We start from the raw sequence: 19947 nt of genomic DNA on the forward strand, positions 1-19947 counted from the left end.
GGCTGCCCTTTCGCGGCACAAAGCCGCCCACAGGAAACCGCACTCTCCTGTAGGAGCGGCCTTGCGCCGCGAAAGGGCCGCAAAGCGGCCCCCCAGACCGCCCACCCAGAAGCCACCTTTCACCGAACCAAGGCAATTCGCCATCACCTTTACTACACTCCTTTCACCGCCGCTGCGCTGCATGGTCAAAGGCCAGCAAAGGAGTGCTCCGTGGTTCCTCATTCCGCTATCCACCAACGCGGCGCGATCGGCCTGATGGCCGCCCTCACCCTGGGCTTGGCGCTGCTCTTCATGTTGTTGGTGGTCGACAGCGGCAGGTTGTATCTGGAACAACGCAAGTTGCAGCGGATTGCCGATATGGCGGCGTTGGAGGCTGTGGGTGGAAGCGGAACCTGTGCGGGCGTCAACCCCAGTGCGACAACTCTGGCACGTGAAGCCGCGCTTCGTAATGGCCATGCCGAAACACCGGATCATAGGCTGTATGTCGAATGCGGACGCATAGAATCCAGCGCATCCGGTCTTCGTGCGTTCATTCCGGACACCAACCAAGACCAAGCTATCCGAGTCACCGTCAGCCACCGTATTACTAGCAGTATCGCTACTGGAGCTTGGAAGCTTATAAGAAATGGACAAGACGAGAACCAAACGTCCCTTCAAGCCCAAGCAACAGCAGGACGCACCGGACCGGCCCTAGCCCGGCTCGCCATCCGGAGCAGTTTGATTGACATCAACACCACCCAAAGCGAACTCTTAAATACGTTACTTGGTGATTTACTTAATACAGAATTGAATTTGAGTCTTGCACAATGGCAAGGCCTGCTAAAAGCAGACGTTAATATTTTGCACCTTTTAGACGCGCTTTCTATCAGCGCTGGCGATTACACAGAGCTACTTCATAACGAGTTAAAGCTAAGCGAAATATTTACAGTCATGGCTGATGTCGCCGCACAAGACAGCCCGCTAGTTAATGTCAGCGGCCTTATCGATCTCAGCTTGGCGGCTCAGAATGCAGGAAACATCGTCTTGGGTGATTTATTAAACATCCAGAACAGTGGCACAACAGCTGGACTCAATGCAACCCTCACCGCTTTGCAATTAGTACAAGGGATGGTAGAGCTGGCCAATAGTATGCACGCCGTAGAAACAACACTTTCGCCAAGTATTTTGGGCCTTGCCAATATCTCCACTCGTATCCAAATCATCGAACCCCCACAGTTCTCGGCAATAGGCGATCCATCGCTAGCAAACGTGTCACCCACCGAGCCCGGGCAGATCTATGTTCGAACCGCTCAGACACGGATTCTTATCCAGGCCGATCTCGCTCCCTTGCTGGGCGGATTGAATCTCGGCATCGTTCAACTTACACCTAACCCACGCTTGGATATCGGTTTCGAAGTGGCCAGTGCTAGTAGCCATGTCCGCGGCTACGATTGCAGTACCGTGCCTAATAAGCGCCTTACTGTAAGAAACGACGCAGCAGCAACCAAAGTGCTCATCGGCACCATCGATAGCACTGCTTTTTTCTCCAGCACAAAAACCGTTGAAGCGAAACCCTTTACACTGCTACGTGTGTTAGGCATCGATATTGGCCTAGGCACTAATTCGCCCGTTTTTAGCCAGTGGGAAAACTACAACTACTTAAGTCCTCCCGATTTGGACCAAGCACCACCCGCCCGTCATAGCATGGACTCACAAAATATTGTATCCAGTCTGGGCGCAACGCTGGGAGGCTTGGAGCTTTCACCATCAATCCCCTTGGTTAGCTCGTTACTCAACGTGGTTACTGGCCTGATCGGCACCTTGTTAGGGTCATTACTAGACCCCGTCGTGAATAATCTCCTCGCCTTGCTGGGTATAGATCTGAATGAAGCCGTGATAGATGCAAATCTCAGCTGCTACAGCGGCCGTCCGCAACTCTTACTCTAAACAAGCGGCAAGCAAACCCTGAAACAAGCCCCTTCCGCCCCATTCGCCACACTCAAGTTCCCGCCCATCCCTTCGACGATTCCATAGCTCACCGACAACCCCAACCCAGTGCCCACGCCCGCCGGCTTGGTGGTGAAGAACGGCTCGAAGATCCGCACCATCAAGCGTGGGTCGATACCGCCGCCGTTGTCCTCCACCCACAGGGAAAGCTCACCGGGCAGCAGGGTCTGGCGGATGTTGATCCACGCTTCGCCCCGGCGCTGTTCGAGCAGGGCGTCGCGGGCGTTGATGATGAGATTGATCAGCACCTGCTCCAGCTGGTCCTGATGCCCCAGCACCTCAGGTTGCTCGTCGGGGACCTCGATGCGCAGGGCCACACCTTTGCCGCGCAGGTTGTCTTCGAGCAGCGCCACCGCCTCGGCCACTGCGCCCCAGGCGACGAAGCGCTGGCGCTCGACTTCCGAACGGCGGCCAAACACGCGCATGTGGTCCACCAGGCGCGCAGTGCGTTCGACTTGCGCCTCGATGCGGTGCAGCTTGTCTTCCAGGTAGGCCGGCTCGGCCGTGCCGTTTTCCAGGCGTTTGAGCGCATTGGCGGCGGCCATGCGCATCACGTTGAGCGGTTGGTTGATCTCGTGCAGCAAGCCGGTGGTCAACTCGCCCAGGGTGGCCATCTTGGCGCCCTGGAACAATTGCCGCTGGCTGCGCCGCACCTCGGTATTGTCGCGGCCCACGGCCTGGATCTCCAACAGCTGCCCCTGTTCATCGAACAGGCCACGGTCGGCCCAGACCCACCAGGCATGCTCGCGGCCGGGCAATTGCAGGCAGATCTCTGCGCTGCTCACGGGTTGCTTCGGGGTCAGCGCCGCAAGGCGTGCCTGGAATGCCTCGCGCTGCTCGTCCGACAGCCACTGGCCCAGGTTCATGCCCACCAGGTCCGCCGGTGCGCATTGCAGGTAATCGGCCAGGGGCCGATTGCCGAACACCAGGCCAAGGTCCGGGCGGTAGCGACAGATCATCGCCGGAGAGTCCTCCACCAGCACGCGATAGCGCTCCTCGCTCTGACGTACCCGCTCGGCGGCCTCGGTCGCCTCGGTGACATCCAGCCACAGGCCGACCACCTCCACCGGCAGGCCCAGGTCATTGCGCAACAGGCGCGCCTCATCCAGCACCCAGTGGTACCCGCCCAGGTTATCGCGCAGGCGATAGCGGCAACGGGCCTGGCCATCGCGCAGCAAGGTGCGGGTACGCTCGAGCCACAACGGGCGATCCTCGGGGTGAACCGCCAGGCCCGGCTGGCGGGCCTGTTCACTGTCCATGGCCCAGCCGAGCAAAGGCATCAGGCTGGCGCTGAAGAATTCACTGTGCAGCGCGCCCTCGGCATAGCGCTGGATGTAGATCACCGCGGGCGAGCTGGCGATCAGGTTCTCCAGCCGCGCCCGGGCCGCGCCCGCCTGCAGCTCCTGGGCCTTGAGCGCGCTGATGTCGAGCAAGAAGCCCTGCAACTGGCGGTTCTGCCAACGGCCCCCCCAATGGAACCAGCTCATAGTCTGGCCGTCGCCTTCCGGCATGCGCACACTCAGGCTCAGGTCCGCGCCACTGCGCGCCTGCTCGAGGGCCAACTGCGCCGGCTCGCGATCGGCCGGGTGCAGGCGCGCCAGCCACTGCTCCAGGCCCGGCTGGCCAGGCAGGTCGAAGCGTGCGGCCAAGGCATGATCCAGCTGCAGGCCGCGTTCAGCCGACCATGCCCACCAACCGGCGCCCAGCTGTTGCTGCAGCTCATTCAGGTAGTGGGCCTGGTGCTGCAATCGGGCATGCCGGTAGCGGCCCAGCAGCACCTGCGCCAAGGCATACCACGCCTGGTGCGGGCCATCGCCCTCGGACAAGGCGCCGCCGGCGCACAGCAGCCAGGCCTGGACATCCGGGCCCTCGCGGTAAGGCAGCAGCGACAGCGACACACCCCCGCACAAGGCCAGCAGCTCGTCAGGCACAACGCTTTCCAACGCCTGTGTCGACAACCAAGGTTGCAGACGCACGTCCTCAGGCCAGGGCCAGTCGCAGCCGTTGTCGGCGAAACCGCACCACCCCTCGGCCTCGCGCAGCAGCACACGCACGGCCTGCACCTGCCAACACGCGGCCAGGCGCTGCAGCTGCTCGGTGACGCAAGCCACCAAGTGGTCTTCGCTGCATTCGCGTACGGCGCGGCCGATCTCCAGCGTCAGTTGCCTCTGGTCCTGGTGCTGCCTGGCATGGGCCCCTTCGCGCAACAGGTCACCGATATCGAACAGTTGCAGCAACCAGCCATCACCCTGGCGCATCAGCCAGCCACGGGTGCGCAGGGGGTGACCGGTGACCGTATGGAAATCCAAGTCCAGCGCTTGCCCTTGCCAGTCCGCCGGTTCCCCTTCCAGCACCAACCAGCTGTGCCGCTCCAGATAGTCGTGCACGCGGCCACCGCCTTTGAGCGGCAATGCCAACAACGTACGCAGGGGGCCGGATAACCGCAGCACGGTGCCCTGCGGGTCGAGCCACAGCTGCAAGCCCACCGCCACGGGCACCTCGGCTTCGGCTGAAGGCGGCGGCGCCCCCAGCCAACGATCGAACAGGCCCGTCACAGTTGCAGGCTCGCTTCGGCCTGCAGATGCTCAGGCAACCGAGGGACGTCACCTATCAGCGGCAGCACCAGGACCGGCAGCACATTGGTCAACTGCTCCCGGGGGTAGTCGATCGAGACGGTCAGCAGGTTGTCCACCAAAGCCACCCGCGCATGGCTGGCGGCCGAGAAGCCCAGCGCCGCAGGCATCCATGCCAGCTGCTGGTCGATCACCTGACGCGCCAGGGTCTCGTAGCCAGCGCTGCCACTGCCCGGCTCCAGCGCCACGCAGCGGCGTACCGCCTCGCTGGTGGCCTGGTTGAACGACTGCAGCATGAGCATCGGCAGCGCGTAGCTGACCAACCCGTAGAACACTGCGAAAAACACCATGAAGACTGCGACAAACTCGATGGCTGCCGCGCCTTTTTGCCGTCTCGCCAGGCTTGCTTTCATGTTCGCGTCTACCCTGACTATGACACTTGCTGAAAGCATAGAACCGTTCAACGAATAGGGATGGCAATTTGCCAATGCAAAGCATTGTTCTCCTGATGTGGCTTGCCTTGTGCACCGAACAAGATCTCCGTGAACGCCAGCTTTCCAACACCCTCACCCTGGGTGTCGCAGCCTGTGCACTGGCCTGGCTGTTCGCCACCGGCCACAGTTGGATCGGCGCCGATGCCAGCGAGGCGGGCTGGGCGCTGGCCATCGTCATGCTGCTCACCCTCCCCGGCTACATGCTCGGCCGCTTCGGCGCCGGCGACGTCAAGCTGATGGGCGCCCTGGCCCTGGCCACCAGCCCGCAATATGTCCTGGGCACCTTCATCGGGGCCGGGCTGACCGTGGTGGCCTGGCTGCTGGGCCGTCGCCGGCTCTGGCTGCTGCTCAACCCAAAGGTGAAGAAGCGCCTGCAGGCCCTGGCCGAAGAGGTCGGTGACAAACAACCCTTCGCTCCGTACGTGTTGATGGGCTTCCTGTTGACGGCGGTATGGATTCAATAGTGACCTAGTGGTCATTTCGGTTGTACAACTCTTGTACATAATCGCAAAGTGCGACTACTTTCTTAGGCGGCCAGGGCACAGATGCAACGGCCGAAGTGAACAGGGAGTTGATCGTGAACAAGTACGCCAGCGCCGTGAAAATACTGGTTGTCGATGACGAGCCATTGGTTGTCGAAGAGTTGTGTGAGTTTCTTGAAGGCAATGGCTATACCTGCATTCCGGCCTTTTCGGCGATCGAGGCCATCGAACGCTACCAGGCCGACGAGCATATCGGCCTGGTGCTCTGTGACCTGGACATGCCCGACATCGATGGCGTCGAAATGGTCCATGCCTTGAAAGGGATCAATGGCCGCCAGCGTGTGTTCGAGGCGATCATGCTGACGGGCCGCGCCGAGAAGCAGGACGTGATCCGCGCATTGCGCGAAGGCTTTGCCGACTACTACCAAAAGCCCATCGACCTGAAGGCGTTGCTCGAAGGCGTGCGCCACCAAGAGCAGGCGCTGATCGAGCGACGCCGCAATGTGCGGGAACTGGGCAATCTCAACCAACGCCTGCAGGAGCTGGCCGAATCCATCGATGGGCTCTACCAGGACCTGGAAAAAGCCCGTGGGCAGGGGCTGCATCGGCGCTCGACGGACGTCGAGGAAGCCGAACCCGAGCTACCGCCAGCCTTCGAGAAGCTCTCGCCGCGCCAGCTGGAAGTCGCCAAGCTGGTGGGCAAGGGCAAGACCAACTACCAGATCGCCTGTGAACTGGGCATCACCGAGAACACCGTGAAGCTGTACGTGTCCCAGGTGCTGCGCCTGACCCACATGCACAACCGCACGCAGCTGGCCCTGGCGCTGGCGCCACGCACGTCGCCCGTGCACCAACGCTTTACCGCCCATTGACCCCAAAGAGCTGTCCGCGCCGCCCCCTGTAGGAGCGGGCTTGTCCCGCGATAAAGGGCGATGCCCTTGCCAGGCGAAGGTGATATCGGGCCCGGCCTAATCGCGGGGCAAGCCCGCTCCTACAGAAGCCGGCATGGCCTTCAATCATCGGACGAACTCACCTTCTGCCAGCGGAACACCTCGGGGATCGGATACTTGTAGGTGTCCAGCCATCGCTGCAGGGTGGCATCCCGCTCGGCCGCAGTCTGCACCTGCAGCCGGGGCGAGGCCTGCTGGTTGCTCGCCTGCACACGCAACCAGGCTTCGGCAGCCGAATCCGGCGGTGGTTGGCGGAGGGGGTCGTCGGCCAGAGCCGAAAAAGGGCTGGCCAGCAGGGCCAGGGTCATCATCAGCATGCGCATGGTACACCCCTCCTTTCCATCAACCGACCGAGCCACGCCCGGTCGCCTTCAACTGCCTGGCCCGAGCCTGCGCTTCGGCGAACTGCTCCGGCTTGAGGCGCAGGCGGGCTACCAGGTCGGTGGCCTGCTGCCAGTTGTCCTCGACCAGCGACAAGGTCACCAAGTTGACCGCCGGTAGCGGGTTGTCGTCCTTGAGCTCGATGGCCGTCAGGAATTCGAACCGCGCCTGCTCGTGATTGCCCAGGTTCATTAGCACCACGCCCAGGTCGTTGCGCACCTTCTCATCGGTCGGCGCCAGGCGCACGGCCCGCTGCAGGTTGCGCAGGGCCTGTACATCGTCGCCGCGGGCCGAGGCAAGCTGCCCCAGGCCATGCTCACCTTCTGCCGCCAGGCAGCCGCCGAGCAGGCTGCGGTACAACGGCTCGGCCTCGCTGCGCCCCAGCAAGTGCAGCACGCGCGCCTTGCGCAGGCGCACCTGATCGAGGTCGTCCGGTAGCTGCTGCAGGTGCGCAAGGCTTGCGTGGGGACGGCCTTCGTTGAGCACCTCGTCGGCCAGGTTCAAGGCCAGTTGCTGATCGGCATCGGGCTTACCGCACGCGGGCGTGCCCAGCAACCGGGCGATGCCCTCAGGTGGCTGGCCCGCGCAGCCGCCAAGCAGCAACAGGCCGGTGAACAACAGGATCGCTTTCATCCAACTCCCCCCTCAGGACGCCAAGGCCCGCGTCAGTGCGGTGAACCCCGGCCCGGCCAGGACAATGAGCAGGGCCGGGAACAAGAACATCATCATCACGGCCGACATCTTTGCCGACATCTTCGAGACCCGCTCCTGCAAGCGGGTCAGGCGCCGGTCATCGAGCAAGGCCTTGAGTGCCTGCAGCGATTTCATCGCGCCGCTGCCCTGCACCAGCAACTGGCGCAGGATCACGCAGGTGTCGATGAACTCATCCACCGCCAGCAACTGGGCGGTTTTCTCGAGCTCCGGGCCCAGGGCCAGGCCCGAGTCCACCCGTTGCAGGACCAGACGTAGCTCCTCACTGATTTCCGGCACCAGGCTACGGCCTTCATGGCTCAGCACACGCAGGGCCTGCTCCACGGCCAGGCCGGTCTCGAACAGGATGCGCAGCAGCGGAATCAACAGGCTCACCTCCAGGGCGATGCGCTGCTGGCGGCGCAACGCCGCTATCGCCAGCACGCGCTTGGGCAACAAATAGCCGATGCACAGGGCGCACAACGGCAAGACCAACCAATGGCCGCCCCCACCACCTGCCAGGCCATGCTGGAGCAACAAGGCCATGGCCAAGGCCACCACCGGCAACCCCAGTTGCAGGGCAGCGAACAAGGCGCGCTGACGGCTGCGGCGCCAGCCCACGCGGTCCAGCAGGGCCTGGGTTTCGCCGTCCAGCTTCTGCAACCGTTGCCCCAGCGAGGTGCTGCCCAGCCAATGCAGCCAGTCCTCCAAGCGCTCCTCGCGCGCCAGCTGGCCTTGCAGACGACGGGCGACCAGCTGCCGCGCGCGCAACTGGCGCAAGGCCTGCAGGCCCAGCAAAAGGGAGGCGACGAGCAGGCACAGAGCACATAGCAACAACGCCATGGTCACAGGCTCCTCATCATGCGCCAGAGCACCAGGCAACCGACCGCCTGCAGCACGAAAGCGAACAACAACATCATCTGCCCGTGGCTGTCGCGCCACATGGCCAGCAGGTAGCCGGGGTTGCCCATCAGGAAATAGACGACCATCGCCAGCGGCAAGGCTCCCAAGATCCACGCGGTGACCCGCGTCTCACCGGTCATGGCCTTGAGCTGGCGCGCGCCGTGTTCGCGTTCGCGGATCAGCTTGATCAGGTTCTCCAGCAGCTCACTGGCATTGCCACCGTAATGCTGGTTGATCCGCAGCCCCAACGCGAACAACCGCAACTCGTCCTGCTCGTACAGTTCGGCCAGTTCACTCACCGCCTCTTCCAGAGGCACGCCCAACTGCACGTTGCGCCGCACCCGGCCCATGGCCGACCGCAGGGGTTCGCGGGTGCCGTCGATACCACCGAGCACGGCATCGCTCAGGGTGCGCCCGGCCTTGAGGCTGCGCACGCTGTAGTCCAGCAGGCCAGGCAATTGGTTGATGATCTGCGCCACCCGGCGACGATAGCGCAGGCTCAGGTAGAGATAGCCAAGCAGCGGCAAACCCACCAGCAGCATCAGTGCCGCCACCCAGCCGGCCCACCACCCGCTCAAGGCCACCACGGCCAGCCAACCCAGCAACCAAGGGCGCACGCGCAGCTCGCCTGGAGCCAGCCCCGCCCGTTGCAGCAGTGGGTCGAGCCAATCGCGCCGTGCACTGCCCGTACGCACCACTTGGTAGGCGCGGCCCAGGCGCTGGAGGATGCGTTCCTCGCCGCGCTTGTGCAGGCCCCGGCGCCACAGCAGCAGGGCGATGCCCAGCAGCAGCGGCGACAACCCCAGCAACAACGGGCCCATCACGACAGGCCCTCGTTGCGCAGCTTGGCGCCCGCCGGGTTCGGCGCCTCGCGCAGGAAACCGTCGCCGCCACGCCGGTCGAGGCGGAACAACGTATTGGTGACATACACATCGTCGCGCACCCCGACCACTTCGAGCACCTCGCTGACACAGCGGCGCCCATCGGCCAGACGGGTCAGCTGGATCACCACGTCGAGCGCCGCGCAGATCATCTGCCGCAAGGTCTTCTCGGCAATCTGCCGCCCGGTCAGCCCCACCAGGGTTTCCAGGCGCAGCAGGGCATCCTGGGCGGTGTTGGCGTGCACCGTACTCATCGAACCGTCATGTCCGGTGTTCATCGCCGTGAGTACATCGAGCACCTCGGCGCCGCGGATCTCGCCGAGCAGGATGCGGTCCGGGCGCATGCGCAAGGCGTTGCGGATCAGCTCGCTGGCCTTGATCTCGCCATGCCCCTCGGCATTCGGCGGACGGGTTTCCAGGCGTACCACATGGGGATGATGCAATTGCAGTTCCGCCACGTCTTCGATGGTCACCAGCCGCTCATGGGGCGCGATCATCTGGCTGAGGATGTTGAGCAGGGTGGTCTTGCCGGTGCCGGTGCCGCCACTGACCAGGATGTTGCAACGGCGCCCCACGGCATTTTCGAAGAAATCGAAGATCGCCTGGTCAATGGCTCGAGTGGCCAGCAGGTCGGCACTCTTGAGCATGTCCTGGCGGAACTTGCGGATCGACAGGCAGGGCCCGTCCAGCGCCACCGGCGGGATGATCGCATTGACCCTGCTGCCGTCGGGCAGGCGCGCGTCGACCATCGGCGACGACTCGTCCAGGCGCCGACCGAGCGGTGCGAGGATACGCTGCATCACCCGCTCCACATGGTGGGCATCGATGAAGCGCAGGTCGGTGCGCTGCAGCAGCCCGCCCCGCTCGACGAATACCCGATGCGGGCCGTTGACCAGGATCTCCGTGACGCTGGGGTCGCGCAGCAATACCTCCAGCGGGCCGAAGCCGGTGAGTTCGTCCACCAGCTCCTCGGCCAGGCGCTCGGTCTCGTAGCGCGACAGGGCCAGGTGCAGGCGCGCGATATAGTCGCCCACCTGCTCCACGACGAACTGGGTCAGCGCCGGCCGGGCGCCTTCCAGCAGGTTGCGGCCGCTGTCTTCCATGGCGTCGATGACGAAACGGTGCAGGGCCCGCTTGAGCGCCTGTGGGTCGGCGGTGGCGTGGCGTGGGCCGCCAAAGGGTTCGTCGGCGCTCATTTGCTACCCCACAGGCGACGCAGCCAGGTGAAGGTCGGTGTCGGCAGCTTCTCGGAGCGCCGTGCCAGGCGCTCGCCCAGGCCTCGCAGGGCCTGGGTCAGCCCTTCGCGCGGGGCCAGCTCGAACAGGCTCAGGCCCTGGTTCTTGGCGTTCAGGCGCACCTCTGGGCTATAGGGCAACGCCTTGAGCAGCGCCAGGCCATAGCGCTTGGCCAGGGCGTCGGCATCGGGGGCCACATTGCGCAGGTAACGGTCCACCAGCAGCACCGCATGGTCCAGCTTGATGCCGCGATCGCGCCATTGCTCGAGCACGTCCAGGGTGCGGCGGCAATCGAGGATGTTCTGGTCGGTGTAGACGATCAGCTTGTCGCAGTGGCTGACGATGGTGCGCAAGGCTTCGCTGTCGGTTTGCCCGGTGAGATTGATCACGATGTGCTGGAAGTGCTGGCGCAAGGCGCTGAGCAGCATGTACAGCTCGGCCGCGCTGGTCTGTTGCAGCGGTTCGTCGCTGTCGGCATAGGCCAGGATACGAAGGTCGCCTTTGTCGCGGGCGAACGCGCTGTCGATCAGTGTCGCGTCGAGCCGCCGCAGGTGGCGCAGGGCATCGCCGAAGTAGAACGACTCCTCCATCCCGAGCAAGGCCAGGCTGTCACCACGCGGCAGGCCGAGGTCCAGCAGCAGGGTCTGTTGGCCGCTCTCCTGCACCACCCGCGCCAAGTGGGAGGTGAGCAATGCACCATCGGCACCCGCTTGGGCGCCATAGAGCACCGTAAGGCCACCCAGGTTGGGGTTGCTGGCCACCGCCGGCAGCCGCTTGCCCAGCCGGCGCACCAGCCCGGCCACTTCGCTGGCGCGCGAGCCGTAGGCCACGAAGTCGCGGGCGCCAGCACGCATGGCGTGCAATACCAACTGATTGTCCATGCCATCGCCCAGAGCGACGATCGCCAGCATCGGCTTGGCCTCCAGCACGCCTTCGATCAAGGCGCACTGGCTGACCAGTTGTTCGCGGTCCAGGCCGATGAACACCAGGTTGCTGAAGGTCACATCGATCAATGCCAGCAGCTCGTCGAGGCTGCCGCTGTTGGCGCCGATCACCTGGCCCAGTGGGGTCAGGGCACCTTGCAGCCACTGCAGGTCCTCTTCGTTGCGGGTGATGGCCAGGTAGGTCTGGTTCAGCTCGTTCATCGCGATAACCCGCTGCGGCCTTCGAAATTGCCGTTTTCCAGGAAGAACAGCTGGCCCCAACTGGGGTCGTAGGTGCGCAGGCGCTCGCCCGGCAGCTCCGGCAGGCGCGCATTGGCGGCCAGCGGCTGGACCAGGTGCGGCGTGACGATCATCAGCAGCTCGGTGTCTTCGCGGTTGAGCGTCGACTGGCGGAAGAACGCACCCAGGATCGGCAGGTTGCCAAGGCCGGGCAGCTTGTCCACGGCCGAACGCGTGTTGCTGCTTACCAGGCCACTGATGATGAAGCTCTCGCCATCGGCCAGGGAAATGCTGGTGTCGGTGCGCCGCACCTTCAGACCCGGCACCAGGGTGCCGGCAATGTTCACGGCATTGGTGTAGTCCAGCTCGCTGACCTCCGGCGCCACCTTCAAGGTGATGCGGTTGCGGCTGACCACCGTGGGCGTCAGTGCCAGGCGCACACCGAACTCCTTGTATTCGATCGAGACGTTGTCGCTGCCGCTGCTGGGTACCGGGATGGGGATTTCACCGCCGGCCAGGAAGCTTGCGGTCAGGCCGCTGAGCACGGTCAGGCTGGGGCGCGCCAGGGTGTAGGCGAAGCCACTGTTCTCCAAGGCGTTGATCGCGGCCAGGAAGCGGCTGCTGCCTCCGCCCCAGACGATGTTGAACACGTTGTTGTCGAGCGGGATCACCGGGCGGTTGATCGGCACTTCGCCTGGGCTCACGCCGGTGACCGGCACGGTGCCGGGCGAGCCGATCAGGCTGTTGTTGGAACCCTTGAAGAACAACCGCGCCCCGGCTTCCTTGTACTTGGTACGCTGCACCTCGACGAAGCGGATATCGGCCTGCACCTGGCTGGGCAACTGTTCGTCCTGGGAGGGCAGCAGCGCGCCTTCGGCCATGTCCACACTGGCCCGCCCCTTGACGAACAACATGGCCCGGTGGGGCGCGGGGGCGCAGGCAGTCCACAGCATCAGGCTGGTGTTGCCCGGCCCCACCGCAGTCAGGAGCACGGCACGCTCGCCGCTGGCCTGGACGTCCGCGACCTTGGGCTCGCCGATGGCAACCCGGGTGATGGTCACAGGCAGGCGCAGCTCCTGCTGCAGGCCCTGGTCCATCTCGATCACCGAGGGCAACTCGCCGAACGCCGCGCAGCCGTCGGCCGCCTGGGCAAGGGGCACTGCCAGCATCAACGGCAGGGCCTGGCACAACTGACTGAGTATCCGCTCGATACTACGCATGGCGGCGTCCTTGCTAGGTCATGGAGTCTTGGTAGTGTCGTCTGCCTGGGCGCCGCGAATGATCTGCATGCCGGGCGCACGGTTGCCGGGCACCACCACCTTGGCGATGGGTACCTGGGACAGCTGGCTGAAGCGATAGAGTTCGCGGTTGGCACTTTCCACCTGGGCAGCGCCCTGCGGGTCGGACCAGTAGCGCGCCAGCAATTGCTCGTCGGCGCTGCGCACCGCCAGGCGCAAGGTACCGGCCTGGGCCGCCAGCATCAGGCGGCTGGCCAGGGCTTGCGGCACAGCCAGGGCGACGGTCTTGGTGGCGACACCTAGCTGGTTGCGTTGCGCCTTCTGTTCATCGGCGGTCTGCGCCGGGCGGCCATCGTTGGCCAGGCCCGTCTGCTCGCCGACACTGAGCACCCGCAGGGCCGGAAGCACGACCTGGGCAGAGGATTGCGGGTTGTTGTTCTCTTCACGCAGGAACAGCAGTACATCCACGTAATCGCCCGGGCGCAGCTGCCCGGCTGCGCCGGCCACATCGTCGACCGCCACGGCCACCGCACGCTCGTGGCGTCGGATCATCCGCGCCAGTGGCCCTCCGGCCTGAAAGCTGTATTCGTCGAGCCAGCTGCCTGCAGCCAAAGGGCGGCTGCTGCTACGCCCCACGGCCTGTTCGATACGTTGGAAGGCACCTGCAGGCACTATCTGCAGGCGGTCGAGCAACAGGTCGTCCGCAGTCAGGGGTGTATTGGCGGGAACGTCGCGGCGCACCACGACGATCTGTGAACGGGCGGGTTCTTCGGCCTTGGCAGGCACGGGTGCGACGACAGGAGCAGGCCCTTGGGCGAGCGCCGGTGCCGGTTGCACGACAGGCGCTGGCGGACGGCTGAGCACCAGGCCCCAGTATCCGGCCAGAATCGCCGCGACCAGGAACACGGCGGCGAGAACCATGGTCAAGCGACTGCTCATTTCCGCTAACCCCTTGCGCCAACTGCCAGGAAATGATGGCAAAAAGTAACCACCTTGCTAGTGGAAGGTAGCCGAGGGCGTCTGTTTCGCCATTTTTTCATGCCGCTTTTTCGAGACATAAAATTGACGCACAAGCAAAACAGCAGGTTAGCGCGCCTGTTTGAAATCAATACTTTAGGATTAATACCTTCTTACATTTGCAGGTTTCCACGGGTTGGCGATTCTGTGATGGCAAAGGGGTATCACTTAGGCGAAACCCCGCTACCGGCGCTTGATTGCGCGAGGAGTGTTGCCATGCTGCTGAAACTGTTTGTCCACTGCAAAGTCTTCCTGCAACGCAAGGATGGAGCGTCCGGTATCGAATATGCGCTGATCGCGGCGATGGTCGCGGTGGTGCTGGCGGGGTTCACGACGGACATTTCCGCCCAGGTCGACCGGATAATGGAAGCCATCAAGACGGGTATCTCCCCTGCCACTTGAATCCATGCCTGTTTTTCCCTGAAAGGAACTCACCATGCCAACCTCTTCCTTGCGTCAGCAGATCCTCCTGGTGGACGACGAGGAAGAGGCGCTGCTCGAACTCGCCGAACTGCTGGAAAACGAAGGCTTCATCTGCCATACCGCCACCTCGGTCAAGGGCGCCCTGCTCCAACTCACCCGCCACCCGGACATGGCGCTGGTCATCACCGACCTGCGCATGCCCGAGGAAAGCGGCATCAGCCTGATCAAGCGCCTGCGCGACCACACCGCCCGGCAACACCTGCCGGTGATCGTCATGTCCGGCCACGCCGACATGGACGATATCAGCGACCTGCTGCGCCTGCAGGTGCTCGACCTGTTCCGCAAGCCGATCTACCACGCGCGCTTGCTGGAAACCCTGGACAACCTGTTCCCAAAGCCACGGATGCTGGTGGCAGGCTGAAGCCCGGCAGACCTGTACCGCCCTGAGACATGTAGGAGTTACCCCTCTGCTCGTGCCCTCGTACGCTCCATTGCTCCTGTTCCAAGCAAAGGAAACATACGATGAAACACATGGGCTATCTCGGCATTTCGCTGATCACTGCCTTCCCCTACCTGTTCACCACCGTCTCGGTCGCCGACGATCTGGCCGTGGCCGTCGAGCATGGGCAGGCAAGCAAGGATACGGGCGCTCGTCCACAAGGCGTCTCGGCCTCGAAAGGCAACCCTACCAAGGCCAGCAATGGCCCGCTGCCAGGCGATGTCTGCCTCTTCTCCTCTTTCAACGGCAACGAAATCCAGGCACGCGAATGCGGCAGCGGGCATTTTTCGGCGCAAGGGCCTGAGCAGGTGCTCGGGGTCGACGAGCGACAACATGCGTTGCGCAGCTCAGTGCAAGTAGAGCGTGGCAGAAGTGAGGTGGCGTCCGTCAGTGAAAGCAAGCTTGCAGACCGAACGACGGCTCATAGCGCGTAGTCGAGGCTCACGGTAAAGCGCGCCTTGCGCTCACGGCTGTCCAGCGCGACATCCGCAAGCGGCTTGGCGAACTCCAGGGCGAGACTGGCGCCACGCCCATCCCCCAGGCGCACGCCCATGGCCATGGACGCCATGCGTGCATCCTGCACATCGAGGCCATTGGTCCAGGTCCGGGCGGCATCGAATGCCAGGTACGGTTGCACCAAGCGTGCCCAGGTGCTGCTTGCATGGACGCTGTAGTTCACCTCGTATGCCAGCCCCCAGCCCTTGTCGCCCGAGGCCTGGTCCGCAGGGTATCCCCGGCCGAAATGCTGGCCGCCGAACAGCACACGCTCGCTGTCGGGCAAGTCGTTGGCACTCCAGTAGAGGGCCGCCGACGCCACGCCCTGCCAATCGCCGAACCATCGATCGCTCTGCAAGGCCGACAGGCGCAAGCGCAGGAAGTCCACGTCGCGGTTGCTGTCGCTGCGGGCACCGAAGTAGTCCAGGCCTTGGTACACGCCAGCACTGACGATACGCAGCCGCTCGGCCTCGAGGGTACGCCAGTCCCCTTCGAACGAAACCGCGCGGATATAGGTGTCGCGCTTCCCCTGTTGTACCTGGTCGCGGACATGGTCGGCCGCCGTATAGAAGCGCCCGACCACATCGAGCCACTCGCCGGGCCTGGCGATAAGCGCCTGGCTGATGCCGACGTCGAAACGTTCGCTCTCCCAGCGCTGGCGCAGGTCAGCGCCATGTTCCAGGCGCACGTAGGTGCGCGGCTGGCTGCGGTAGCGCGAGGCAGAAAGCAACAGCCGGCTCCCTTCGCCATCCAGGTACTGGCTGTAGTCGAGCGCGTAGAAATGCGCCTTGTCATCGCCCGGAGGCCATAGCACGCGGGCCGCCCATTGCTCGGCGAAGCGGGTCTGGGCGTTGCTGGTGATGCCCATCGCCACCTGGGCAGCGTCACGGCTGCCATCGTTCAGGGTCAGGGTAGCGTCGAACGCTTTGCGTGATACGCGCACCAACAACGGCACGGCGCCCTCACGGCCTGTGCCGGGTAGCCACTCGACCTGGGCACTCACACCCGGTATGCGGTCGATCAGGCCGATGTAGCGCTCGAAGGATGCGCGCGTCAGCGGACGCTCGGCCATGAGCTTGCCCAGCAAGCGCTCCACGTATGCCGCCGCCGCGCCGATGTCACCCTCGAGCCGATAGCCACTGATGTAGCCTTCCACCAGCATCACCTGCACACGCCCGTCGGCGAAGTCCTGCCGTGGCAGGTAGGCGCGGGACAGGATATAGCCATCCCGCTGGTAGCGTTGGGTCAGGCGTTCGGTCACCGCCGTCAACTGCGCCAAAGTCACCACGTGCCCCACCAGCGGCTGGTAGTGCTCGCGCAGTTCGCTCAGCAGGTAAACCGTGCCACCTTCGAAGCGCACCTTGTGCACGGGGATCGGCGTGTCCATGCCTATGGCGTCCTGCGCCGGAATAGACGGGGCCGGCAGGGGCACGGCATAGCCGGCGGGGCGGTAGGCGTCCAATGGAAGGTTCGGCGTGGGCAGCCGACGTGCAGTTTCGTTGCTGTCGAGGGCTGGCGGCAGGGGGCCGGCATGGCAGGCGAAGGACAGCATCAGCAGGGTGATGGCCAGAGAACGCATGGGACGCTCCATGATCCGCCGAAGACGGGGCGCGTCGACACCGCCCTCAGGCTCAAGCTTAGGCGCCAGTACGTCGGTCGTCGAACAGCTTTGCGGCCCCCAGGGCGTTCCAATCATTCACTGACCTGAAACTCCACCCGCGCCGTCTCGCCACTTTCGTCCAAGGCGCTGAGCTCGATGCGCCCGGCCTGCTCGAAGCGCACCAGCAAGTTCTCCTGCCCACGGGTTTCACCCACAGGCCGGCCATTGAGGAACCACCAGCGCTGCCCGCCCCCGCCCAGCGCCGACACAGGCAACTGCAATGGCTCGCGGCTGGTGGCCGGGCGGCGCAGGTGGTCACCGGAGCGCACGCCAACGATCGACAACGGTGGCGCACTGGCCGGTGCCTGCGGCGGGCAGGCACTCTCCAGCGCAGGTAGGCGCGCGGCACGCCGCTCAGCCCGCGGCAGCCACGGCTCCAGCGGCGCCGGCCACAGCGCCACCTCCCGAGCCTTGGCGCCAGGGCAACCGGCATCGACGCGCAGGCCCCGGTCATTGACCCAGATGGCCTCGCGCAGGCCCAGCCCCAGCGGTTGGTCGGCAGCCTGCAGCGTCGGCGGCGTGGTGCCGTCCAAGGTCCAGGCGAAGCGCTGCCGGCGGCAGTTGGGGTCCTGGCGACTCATGGGTTGGCCCAAGGGCCAGCAGATCGCAGCCACACCGACGCTCTGCGGTACACGCACTACCGGAGCGCTGATGCCTCGCTGGCTGTCGCGATTGTTCAACAGGTCATGCACCTGCAGCATCAACGGCGCCGCCGAGGCCAGGCCGAACTGCCCCGGCACAGGCGTGCCATCCGGGCGCCCGATCCACACACCGATCAGGTAGCGCGGCCCGACGCCCACCGACCAGGCATCGCGAAAGCCATAGCTGGTACCGGTCTTCCAGGCCAGTTGCGGGCGCTGCACCAGCTCGGCATGGGGGTCGCGGTCCGGGCGGGCCTGGCCGCTGAGGATACGCCGCACGATCCAGGCAGCCCCGGGCGACAGCAGCCTGCGCTCTACCAGTGGGTCCGTCGGTTGCAGGCGGATCCGTGCACTCTTGCCGTCACGGGCGAACGCCGCGTAGCCGCCGACCAGGTCCTCGAGGCGGCTGCCGGCCCCGCCCAGGATCAACGACAGGTTCGGCTCGGCAAGCGGCGGCAGCACCAGCGGCATGCCGCCCATGCGCATCTGCGCGGCGAAACGTTTCGGCCCGTAGGCTTCCAGCAGCTGAACCGCCGGCAGGTTCAGCGACAAGGCCAGGGCAGCGCTGGCCGAGACCGGGCCGCTGAAGCCCATGGAGAAGTTACCGGGACGATAGTCGCCATAACGGCGCGGGACATCCTGCAGCAGCGACTCGGAGTGGATCAGGCCATCGTCCATGGCCATGGCGTAGAGGAACGGCTTGAGGGTCGAGCCTGGCGAGCGCAGGGCCTGGACCATGTCGACATGGCCGAAGCGACGCGCATCGCCCAGGTCGATCGAGCCCAGGTAAGCGCGTACCGCCATGCTCTGTGCCTCCACCACCAGCACCGCTGCCGAGGTGCGCTCCGGCAGGCGGGCGCGCCAGCCCAGCAACAGGTCTTCCAGGCGCCGCTGCAGTGAGGCGTCGAGGGTAGTGCGAATGAGTGGCGGGCTGTCGGCGCGGTTCAGGCGACGGGCGAGCAGTGGCGCCAGCGCGGGCTCCTGGCGCGGCGCCAGCAGCAAGGCCTCTTCCCGTGCCTCCTGGATGCGCTGCGCCGGCCAGGTCTGGTAGTCGGCCAGGCGCTGCAGCACCTTGTCGCGTGCCCGCTGGGCACGCTCGGGGTGCCGGTCGGGACGCAGGCGGCTGGGCGCCTGGGGCAGCACCGCGAGCAGCGCCGCCTCGGCCGGCGTGAGGTGCCTGGGCGACTTGCCAAGGTAGGCCCAGCTGGCAGCCGCCACGCCTTGCAGGGTGCCACCGAACGGTGCGCGGTTGAGGTAGAGCTGGAGAATCTCGCGCTTGGACAGGTGCCATTCCAGCTGCGCTGTGCGCCACAGTTGGCGCAGCTTGCCCGGTACGGTGCGCGCGTGTGGATCGAGCAGCCGCGCGACCTGCATCGACAGGGTGCTACCACCCGACACCACCCGCCCGCCCCGCAGGTTCAGCCACGCGGCCCGCGCCAGGGCCAGCGGATTGACCCCGGGGTGGCGGTAGAACCAACGGTCCTCATAGGTGAGCAGCGCCTCCAGGTACAGCGGCGAGACCTCGTCAGGGCTGACCGGGTAACGCCACACGCCGTCGGCATCGGCGAAGCGCCACAGGGGCGTGCCGTCCTCGGCCAGCACCACCCGCGCCAGGTCATCGTCCGGCATGGGCAGTGGCCACAGTCGGTCGGCCAGCCACAACGCCCCCACTACCAGCAGGCAGACAATGCCGACAGCACGCAGGGCCCTTGCGGTACGCGTAGGCAGGCAGGCTAACATGGGCACCGGGAACCGACTTGGCCAGGTAATGGCCAAAGGCTAGGGAACGGCACCCATGCCGATTCGATCATCAGGAAGCAACTATGCATGTAGAAGGTTTTTTCGAGTGGCTGGGCCAGGCACTGGGGTCGTTGATCCGTTTCATCGTCGACGCATTGAGTGGCCTGTTCAACCTGCTGGCCAATGCCGGGGGCAATTTCATCGATGGTCTGGCACGCACACTGGGCATGGACACCTCGCTGGTCAGCATCCTGGCCCTGGTGGTCGGCCTGATGCTGCTCTACTCGGCGATCCGCGCCTTCATGCGCGCTTCGGTCATCCTCGGGATCGTCTGGTTGCTGCTGGGGTTGTGGGTGTTGAGCTGGGTGATCCACTGAAGCCTTTGCACATTCCCCTGTAGGAGCGGGTCGCCCCGCGATTGCGTCAGCCAGGTCGAGTGCGTTTGCCGACCTGGCGCAATCGCGGGGCAAGCCCGCTCCTACAGGGAGAAGCGCAA

Annotated in this window: 19 protein-coding genes; 7 read left to right on the forward strand and 12 right to left on the reverse strand. The window is 64.8% G+C overall.

Annotated features, from left to right (window positions below):
* Window positions 1-210 precede the first annotated feature (210 nt).
* Window positions 211-1926 carry a pilus assembly protein TadG-related protein gene (locus tag ACNFCI_RS00125; protein ID WP_368829886.1) on the forward strand — a complete coding sequence of 572 codons (1716 nt, stop codon included), beginning with the start codon at window positions 211-213 and terminating at the stop codon, window positions 1924-1926.
* On the opposite strand, the gene ACNFCI_RS00130 is transcribed toward ACNFCI_RS00125, so the two are convergent.
* Together ACNFCI_RS00130 and ACNFCI_RS00135 are read right to left on the reverse strand one after the other, a co-directional pair.
* Entirely contained in the window at window positions 1923-4541 is a 2619-nt protein-coding gene (locus ACNFCI_RS00130; RefSeq protein ID WP_416767178.1) for an ATP-binding protein, read from the reverse strand. The genes ACNFCI_RS00125 and ACNFCI_RS00130 overlap by 4 nt on opposite strands.
* The gene (locus ACNFCI_RS00135) at window positions 4538-4972 is read right to left on the reverse strand and encodes a TadE/TadG family type IV pilus assembly protein (protein ID WP_084858728.1); all 435 of its coding nucleotides are present in this window, start codon (window positions 4970-4972) and stop codon (window positions 4538-4540) included. Before ACNFCI_RS00135 ends, ACNFCI_RS00130 begins: the two co-directional genes overlap by 4 nt.
* Window positions 4973-5046: 74 nt before the next feature.
* Between ACNFCI_RS00135 and ACNFCI_RS00140 the strand changes: the two genes are divergently transcribed.
* Together ACNFCI_RS00140 and ACNFCI_RS00145 are read left to right on the forward strand one after the other, a co-directional pair.
* A complete protein-coding gene (locus ACNFCI_RS00140) occupies window positions 5047-5517 on the forward strand; it encodes an A24 family peptidase (RefSeq protein WP_084858729.1) in 471 nt (156 codons plus the stop codon).
* A gap of 113 nt (window positions 5518-5630) precedes the next feature.
* Window positions 5631-6407 (forward strand): response regulator transcription factor, encoded by a 777-nt coding sequence (locus ACNFCI_RS00145; RefSeq protein WP_084858730.1) that lies wholly within the window; start codon window positions 5631-5633, stop codon window positions 6405-6407.
* Window positions 6408-6547: 140 nt separating this feature from the next.
* Here the strand turns inward: ACNFCI_RS00145 and ACNFCI_RS00150 are convergent, their stop codons facing one another.
* From ACNFCI_RS00150 to cpaB, 8 genes are read right to left on the reverse strand one after another with little or no spacing between them, the layout of a single operon-like run.
* Entirely contained in the window at window positions 6548-6808 is a 261-nt protein-coding gene (locus tag ACNFCI_RS00150; RefSeq protein ID WP_084858731.1) for a DUF3613 domain-containing protein, read from the reverse strand.
* A gap of 19 nt (window positions 6809-6827) precedes the next feature.
* The gene (locus ACNFCI_RS00155) at window positions 6828-7499 is read right to left on the reverse strand and encodes a tetratricopeptide repeat protein (protein WP_416767180.1); all 672 of its coding nucleotides are present in this window, start codon (window positions 7497-7499) and stop codon (window positions 6828-6830) included.
* Window positions 7500-7511: 12 nt separating this feature from the next.
* A complete protein-coding gene (locus ACNFCI_RS00160; RefSeq protein ID WP_324816579.1) occupies window positions 7512-8399 on the reverse strand; it encodes a type II secretion system F family protein in 888 nt (295 codons plus the stop codon).
* Between the two features lie 2 nt (window positions 8400-8401).
* Complete coding sequence (locus ACNFCI_RS00165) at window positions 8402-9283, reverse strand: type II secretion system F family protein (protein ID WP_324816577.1); 882 nt, start codon at window positions 9281-9283, stop codon at window positions 8402-8404.
* On the reverse strand, window positions 9280-10536 hold the full coding sequence (locus ACNFCI_RS00170; RefSeq protein ID WP_084858735.1) for a CpaF family protein: 1257 nt from the start codon (window positions 10534-10536) through the stop codon (window positions 9280-9282). Before ACNFCI_RS00170 ends, ACNFCI_RS00165 begins: the two co-directional genes overlap by 4 nt.
* A complete protein-coding gene (locus ACNFCI_RS00175) occupies window positions 10533-11720 on the reverse strand; it encodes a pilus assembly protein (protein ID WP_368829888.1) in 1188 nt (395 codons plus the stop codon). Before ACNFCI_RS00175 ends, ACNFCI_RS00170 begins: the two co-directional genes overlap by 4 nt.
* On the reverse strand, window positions 11717-12958 hold the full coding sequence (locus ACNFCI_RS00180; protein ID WP_416767181.1) for a type II and III secretion system protein family protein: 1242 nt from the start codon (window positions 12956-12958) through the stop codon (window positions 11717-11719). The genes ACNFCI_RS00175 and ACNFCI_RS00180 overlap by 4 nt, the downstream gene beginning before the upstream one ends.
* An 18-nt stretch (window positions 12959-12976) precedes the next feature.
* Entirely contained in the window at window positions 12977-13915 is a 939-nt protein-coding gene (gene cpaB / locus ACNFCI_RS00185; RefSeq protein ID WP_368829889.1) for a Flp pilus assembly protein CpaB, read from the reverse strand.
* Between the two features lie 294 nt (window positions 13916-14209).
* Here cpaB and ACNFCI_RS00190 point away from each other — a divergent pair, with 294 nt between their 5' ends.
* The 3 genes from ACNFCI_RS00190 (at window position 14210) to ACNFCI_RS00200 (ending at window position 15349) form a co-directional block, all read left to right on the forward strand.
* Window positions 14210-14395: a Flp family type IVb pilin gene (locus tag ACNFCI_RS00190; protein WP_368829890.1), complete on the forward strand. Its 186-nt coding sequence runs from the start codon at window positions 14210-14212 to the stop codon at window positions 14393-14395.
* Window positions 14396-14429: 34 nt separating this feature from the next.
* The gene (locus ACNFCI_RS00195; protein ID WP_084858740.1) at window positions 14430-14837 is read left to right on the forward strand and encodes a response regulator; all 408 of its coding nucleotides are present in this window, start codon (window positions 14430-14432) and stop codon (window positions 14835-14837) included.
* Between the two features lie 101 nt (window positions 14838-14938).
* On the forward strand, window positions 14939-15349 hold the full coding sequence (locus ACNFCI_RS00200) for a hypothetical protein (protein WP_084858741.1): 411 nt from the start codon (window positions 14939-14941) through the stop codon (window positions 15347-15349).
* On the opposite strand, the gene ACNFCI_RS00205 is transcribed toward ACNFCI_RS00200, so the two are convergent.
* Together ACNFCI_RS00205 and pbpC are read right to left on the reverse strand one after the other, a co-directional pair.
* Window positions 15337-16989: a ShlB/FhaC/HecB family hemolysin secretion/activation protein gene (locus ACNFCI_RS00205; RefSeq protein WP_324816568.1), complete on the reverse strand. Its 1653-nt coding sequence runs from the start codon at window positions 16987-16989 to the stop codon at window positions 15337-15339. The two genes, ACNFCI_RS00200 and ACNFCI_RS00205, sit on opposite strands and share 13 nt — an antisense overlap.
* Window positions 16990-17102: 113 nt before the next feature.
* Window positions 17103-19451: a peptidoglycan glycosyltransferase PbpC gene (gene pbpC, locus ACNFCI_RS00210; RefSeq protein WP_143515246.1), complete on the reverse strand. Its 2349-nt coding sequence runs from the start codon at window positions 19449-19451 to the stop codon at window positions 17103-17105.
* An 83-nt stretch (window positions 19452-19534) separates the two neighbouring features.
* Between pbpC and ACNFCI_RS00215 the strand changes: the two genes are divergently transcribed.
* The gene (locus tag ACNFCI_RS00215) at window positions 19535-19828 is read left to right on the forward strand and encodes a hypothetical protein (RefSeq protein WP_084858744.1); all 294 of its coding nucleotides are present in this window, start codon (window positions 19535-19537) and stop codon (window positions 19826-19828) included.
* Window positions 19829-19947 lie beyond the last annotated feature (119 nt).

This window comes from Pseudomonas sp. NY15356 (assembly GCF_048068175.1).
GTDB classification, from domain to species: Bacteria; Pseudomonadota; Gammaproteobacteria; order Pseudomonadales; family Pseudomonadaceae; genus Aquipseudomonas; species Aquipseudomonas putida_K.

Coding starts and splice junctions, on each gene's coding strand:
- cpaB (WP_368829889.1), bottom strand. CDS start 13,915: ATGAGCAGTCGCTTGACCATGGTTCTCGCCGCCGTGTTCCTGGTCGCG.
- ACNFCI_RS00155 (WP_416767180.1), bottom strand. CDS start 7,499: ATGAAAGCGATCCTGTTGTTCACCGGCCTGTTGCTGCTTGGCGGCTGC.
- pbpC (WP_143515246.1), bottom strand. CDS start 19,451: ATGTTAGCCTGCCTGCCTACGCGTACCGCAAGGGCCCTGCGTGCTGTC.
- ACNFCI_RS00195 (WP_084858740.1), top strand. CDS start 14,430: ATGCCAACCTCTTCCTTGCGTCAGCAGATCCTCCTGGTGGACGACGAG.
- ACNFCI_RS00180 (WP_416767181.1), bottom strand. CDS start 12,958: ATGCGTAGTATCGAGCGGATACTCAGTCAGTTGTGCCAGGCCCTGCCG.
- ACNFCI_RS00175 (WP_368829888.1), bottom strand. CDS start 11,720: ATGAACGAGCTGAACCAGACCTACCTGGCCATCACCCGCAACGAAGAG.
- ACNFCI_RS00205 (WP_324816568.1), bottom strand. CDS start 16,989: ATGCGTTCTCTGGCCATCACCCTGCTGATGCTGTCCTTCGCCTGCCAT.
- ACNFCI_RS00200 (WP_084858741.1), top strand. CDS start 14,939: ATGAAACACATGGGCTATCTCGGCATTTCGCTGATCACTGCCTTCCCC.
- ACNFCI_RS00215 (WP_084858744.1), top strand. CDS start 19,535: ATGCATGTAGAAGGTTTTTTCGAGTGGCTGGGCCAGGCACTGGGGTCG.
- ACNFCI_RS00135 (WP_084858728.1), bottom strand. CDS start 4,972: ATGAAAGCAAGCCTGGCGAGACGGCAAAAAGGCGCGGCAGCCATCGAG.
- ACNFCI_RS00140 (WP_084858729.1), top strand. CDS start 5,047: ATGCAAAGCATTGTTCTCCTGATGTGGCTTGCCTTGTGCACCGAACAA.
- ACNFCI_RS00150 (WP_084858731.1), bottom strand. CDS start 6,808: ATGCGCATGCTGATGATGACCCTGGCCCTGCTGGCCAGCCCTTTTTCG.
- ACNFCI_RS00160 (WP_324816579.1), bottom strand. CDS start 8,399: ATGGCGTTGTTGCTATGTGCTCTGTGCCTGCTCGTCGCCTCCCTTTTG.
- ACNFCI_RS00190 (WP_368829890.1), top strand. CDS start 14,210: ATGCTGCTGAAACTGTTTGTCCACTGCAAAGTCTTCCTGCAACGCAAG.
- ACNFCI_RS00170 (WP_084858735.1), bottom strand. CDS start 10,536: ATGAGCGCCGACGAACCCTTTGGCGGCCCACGCCACGCCACCGCCGAC.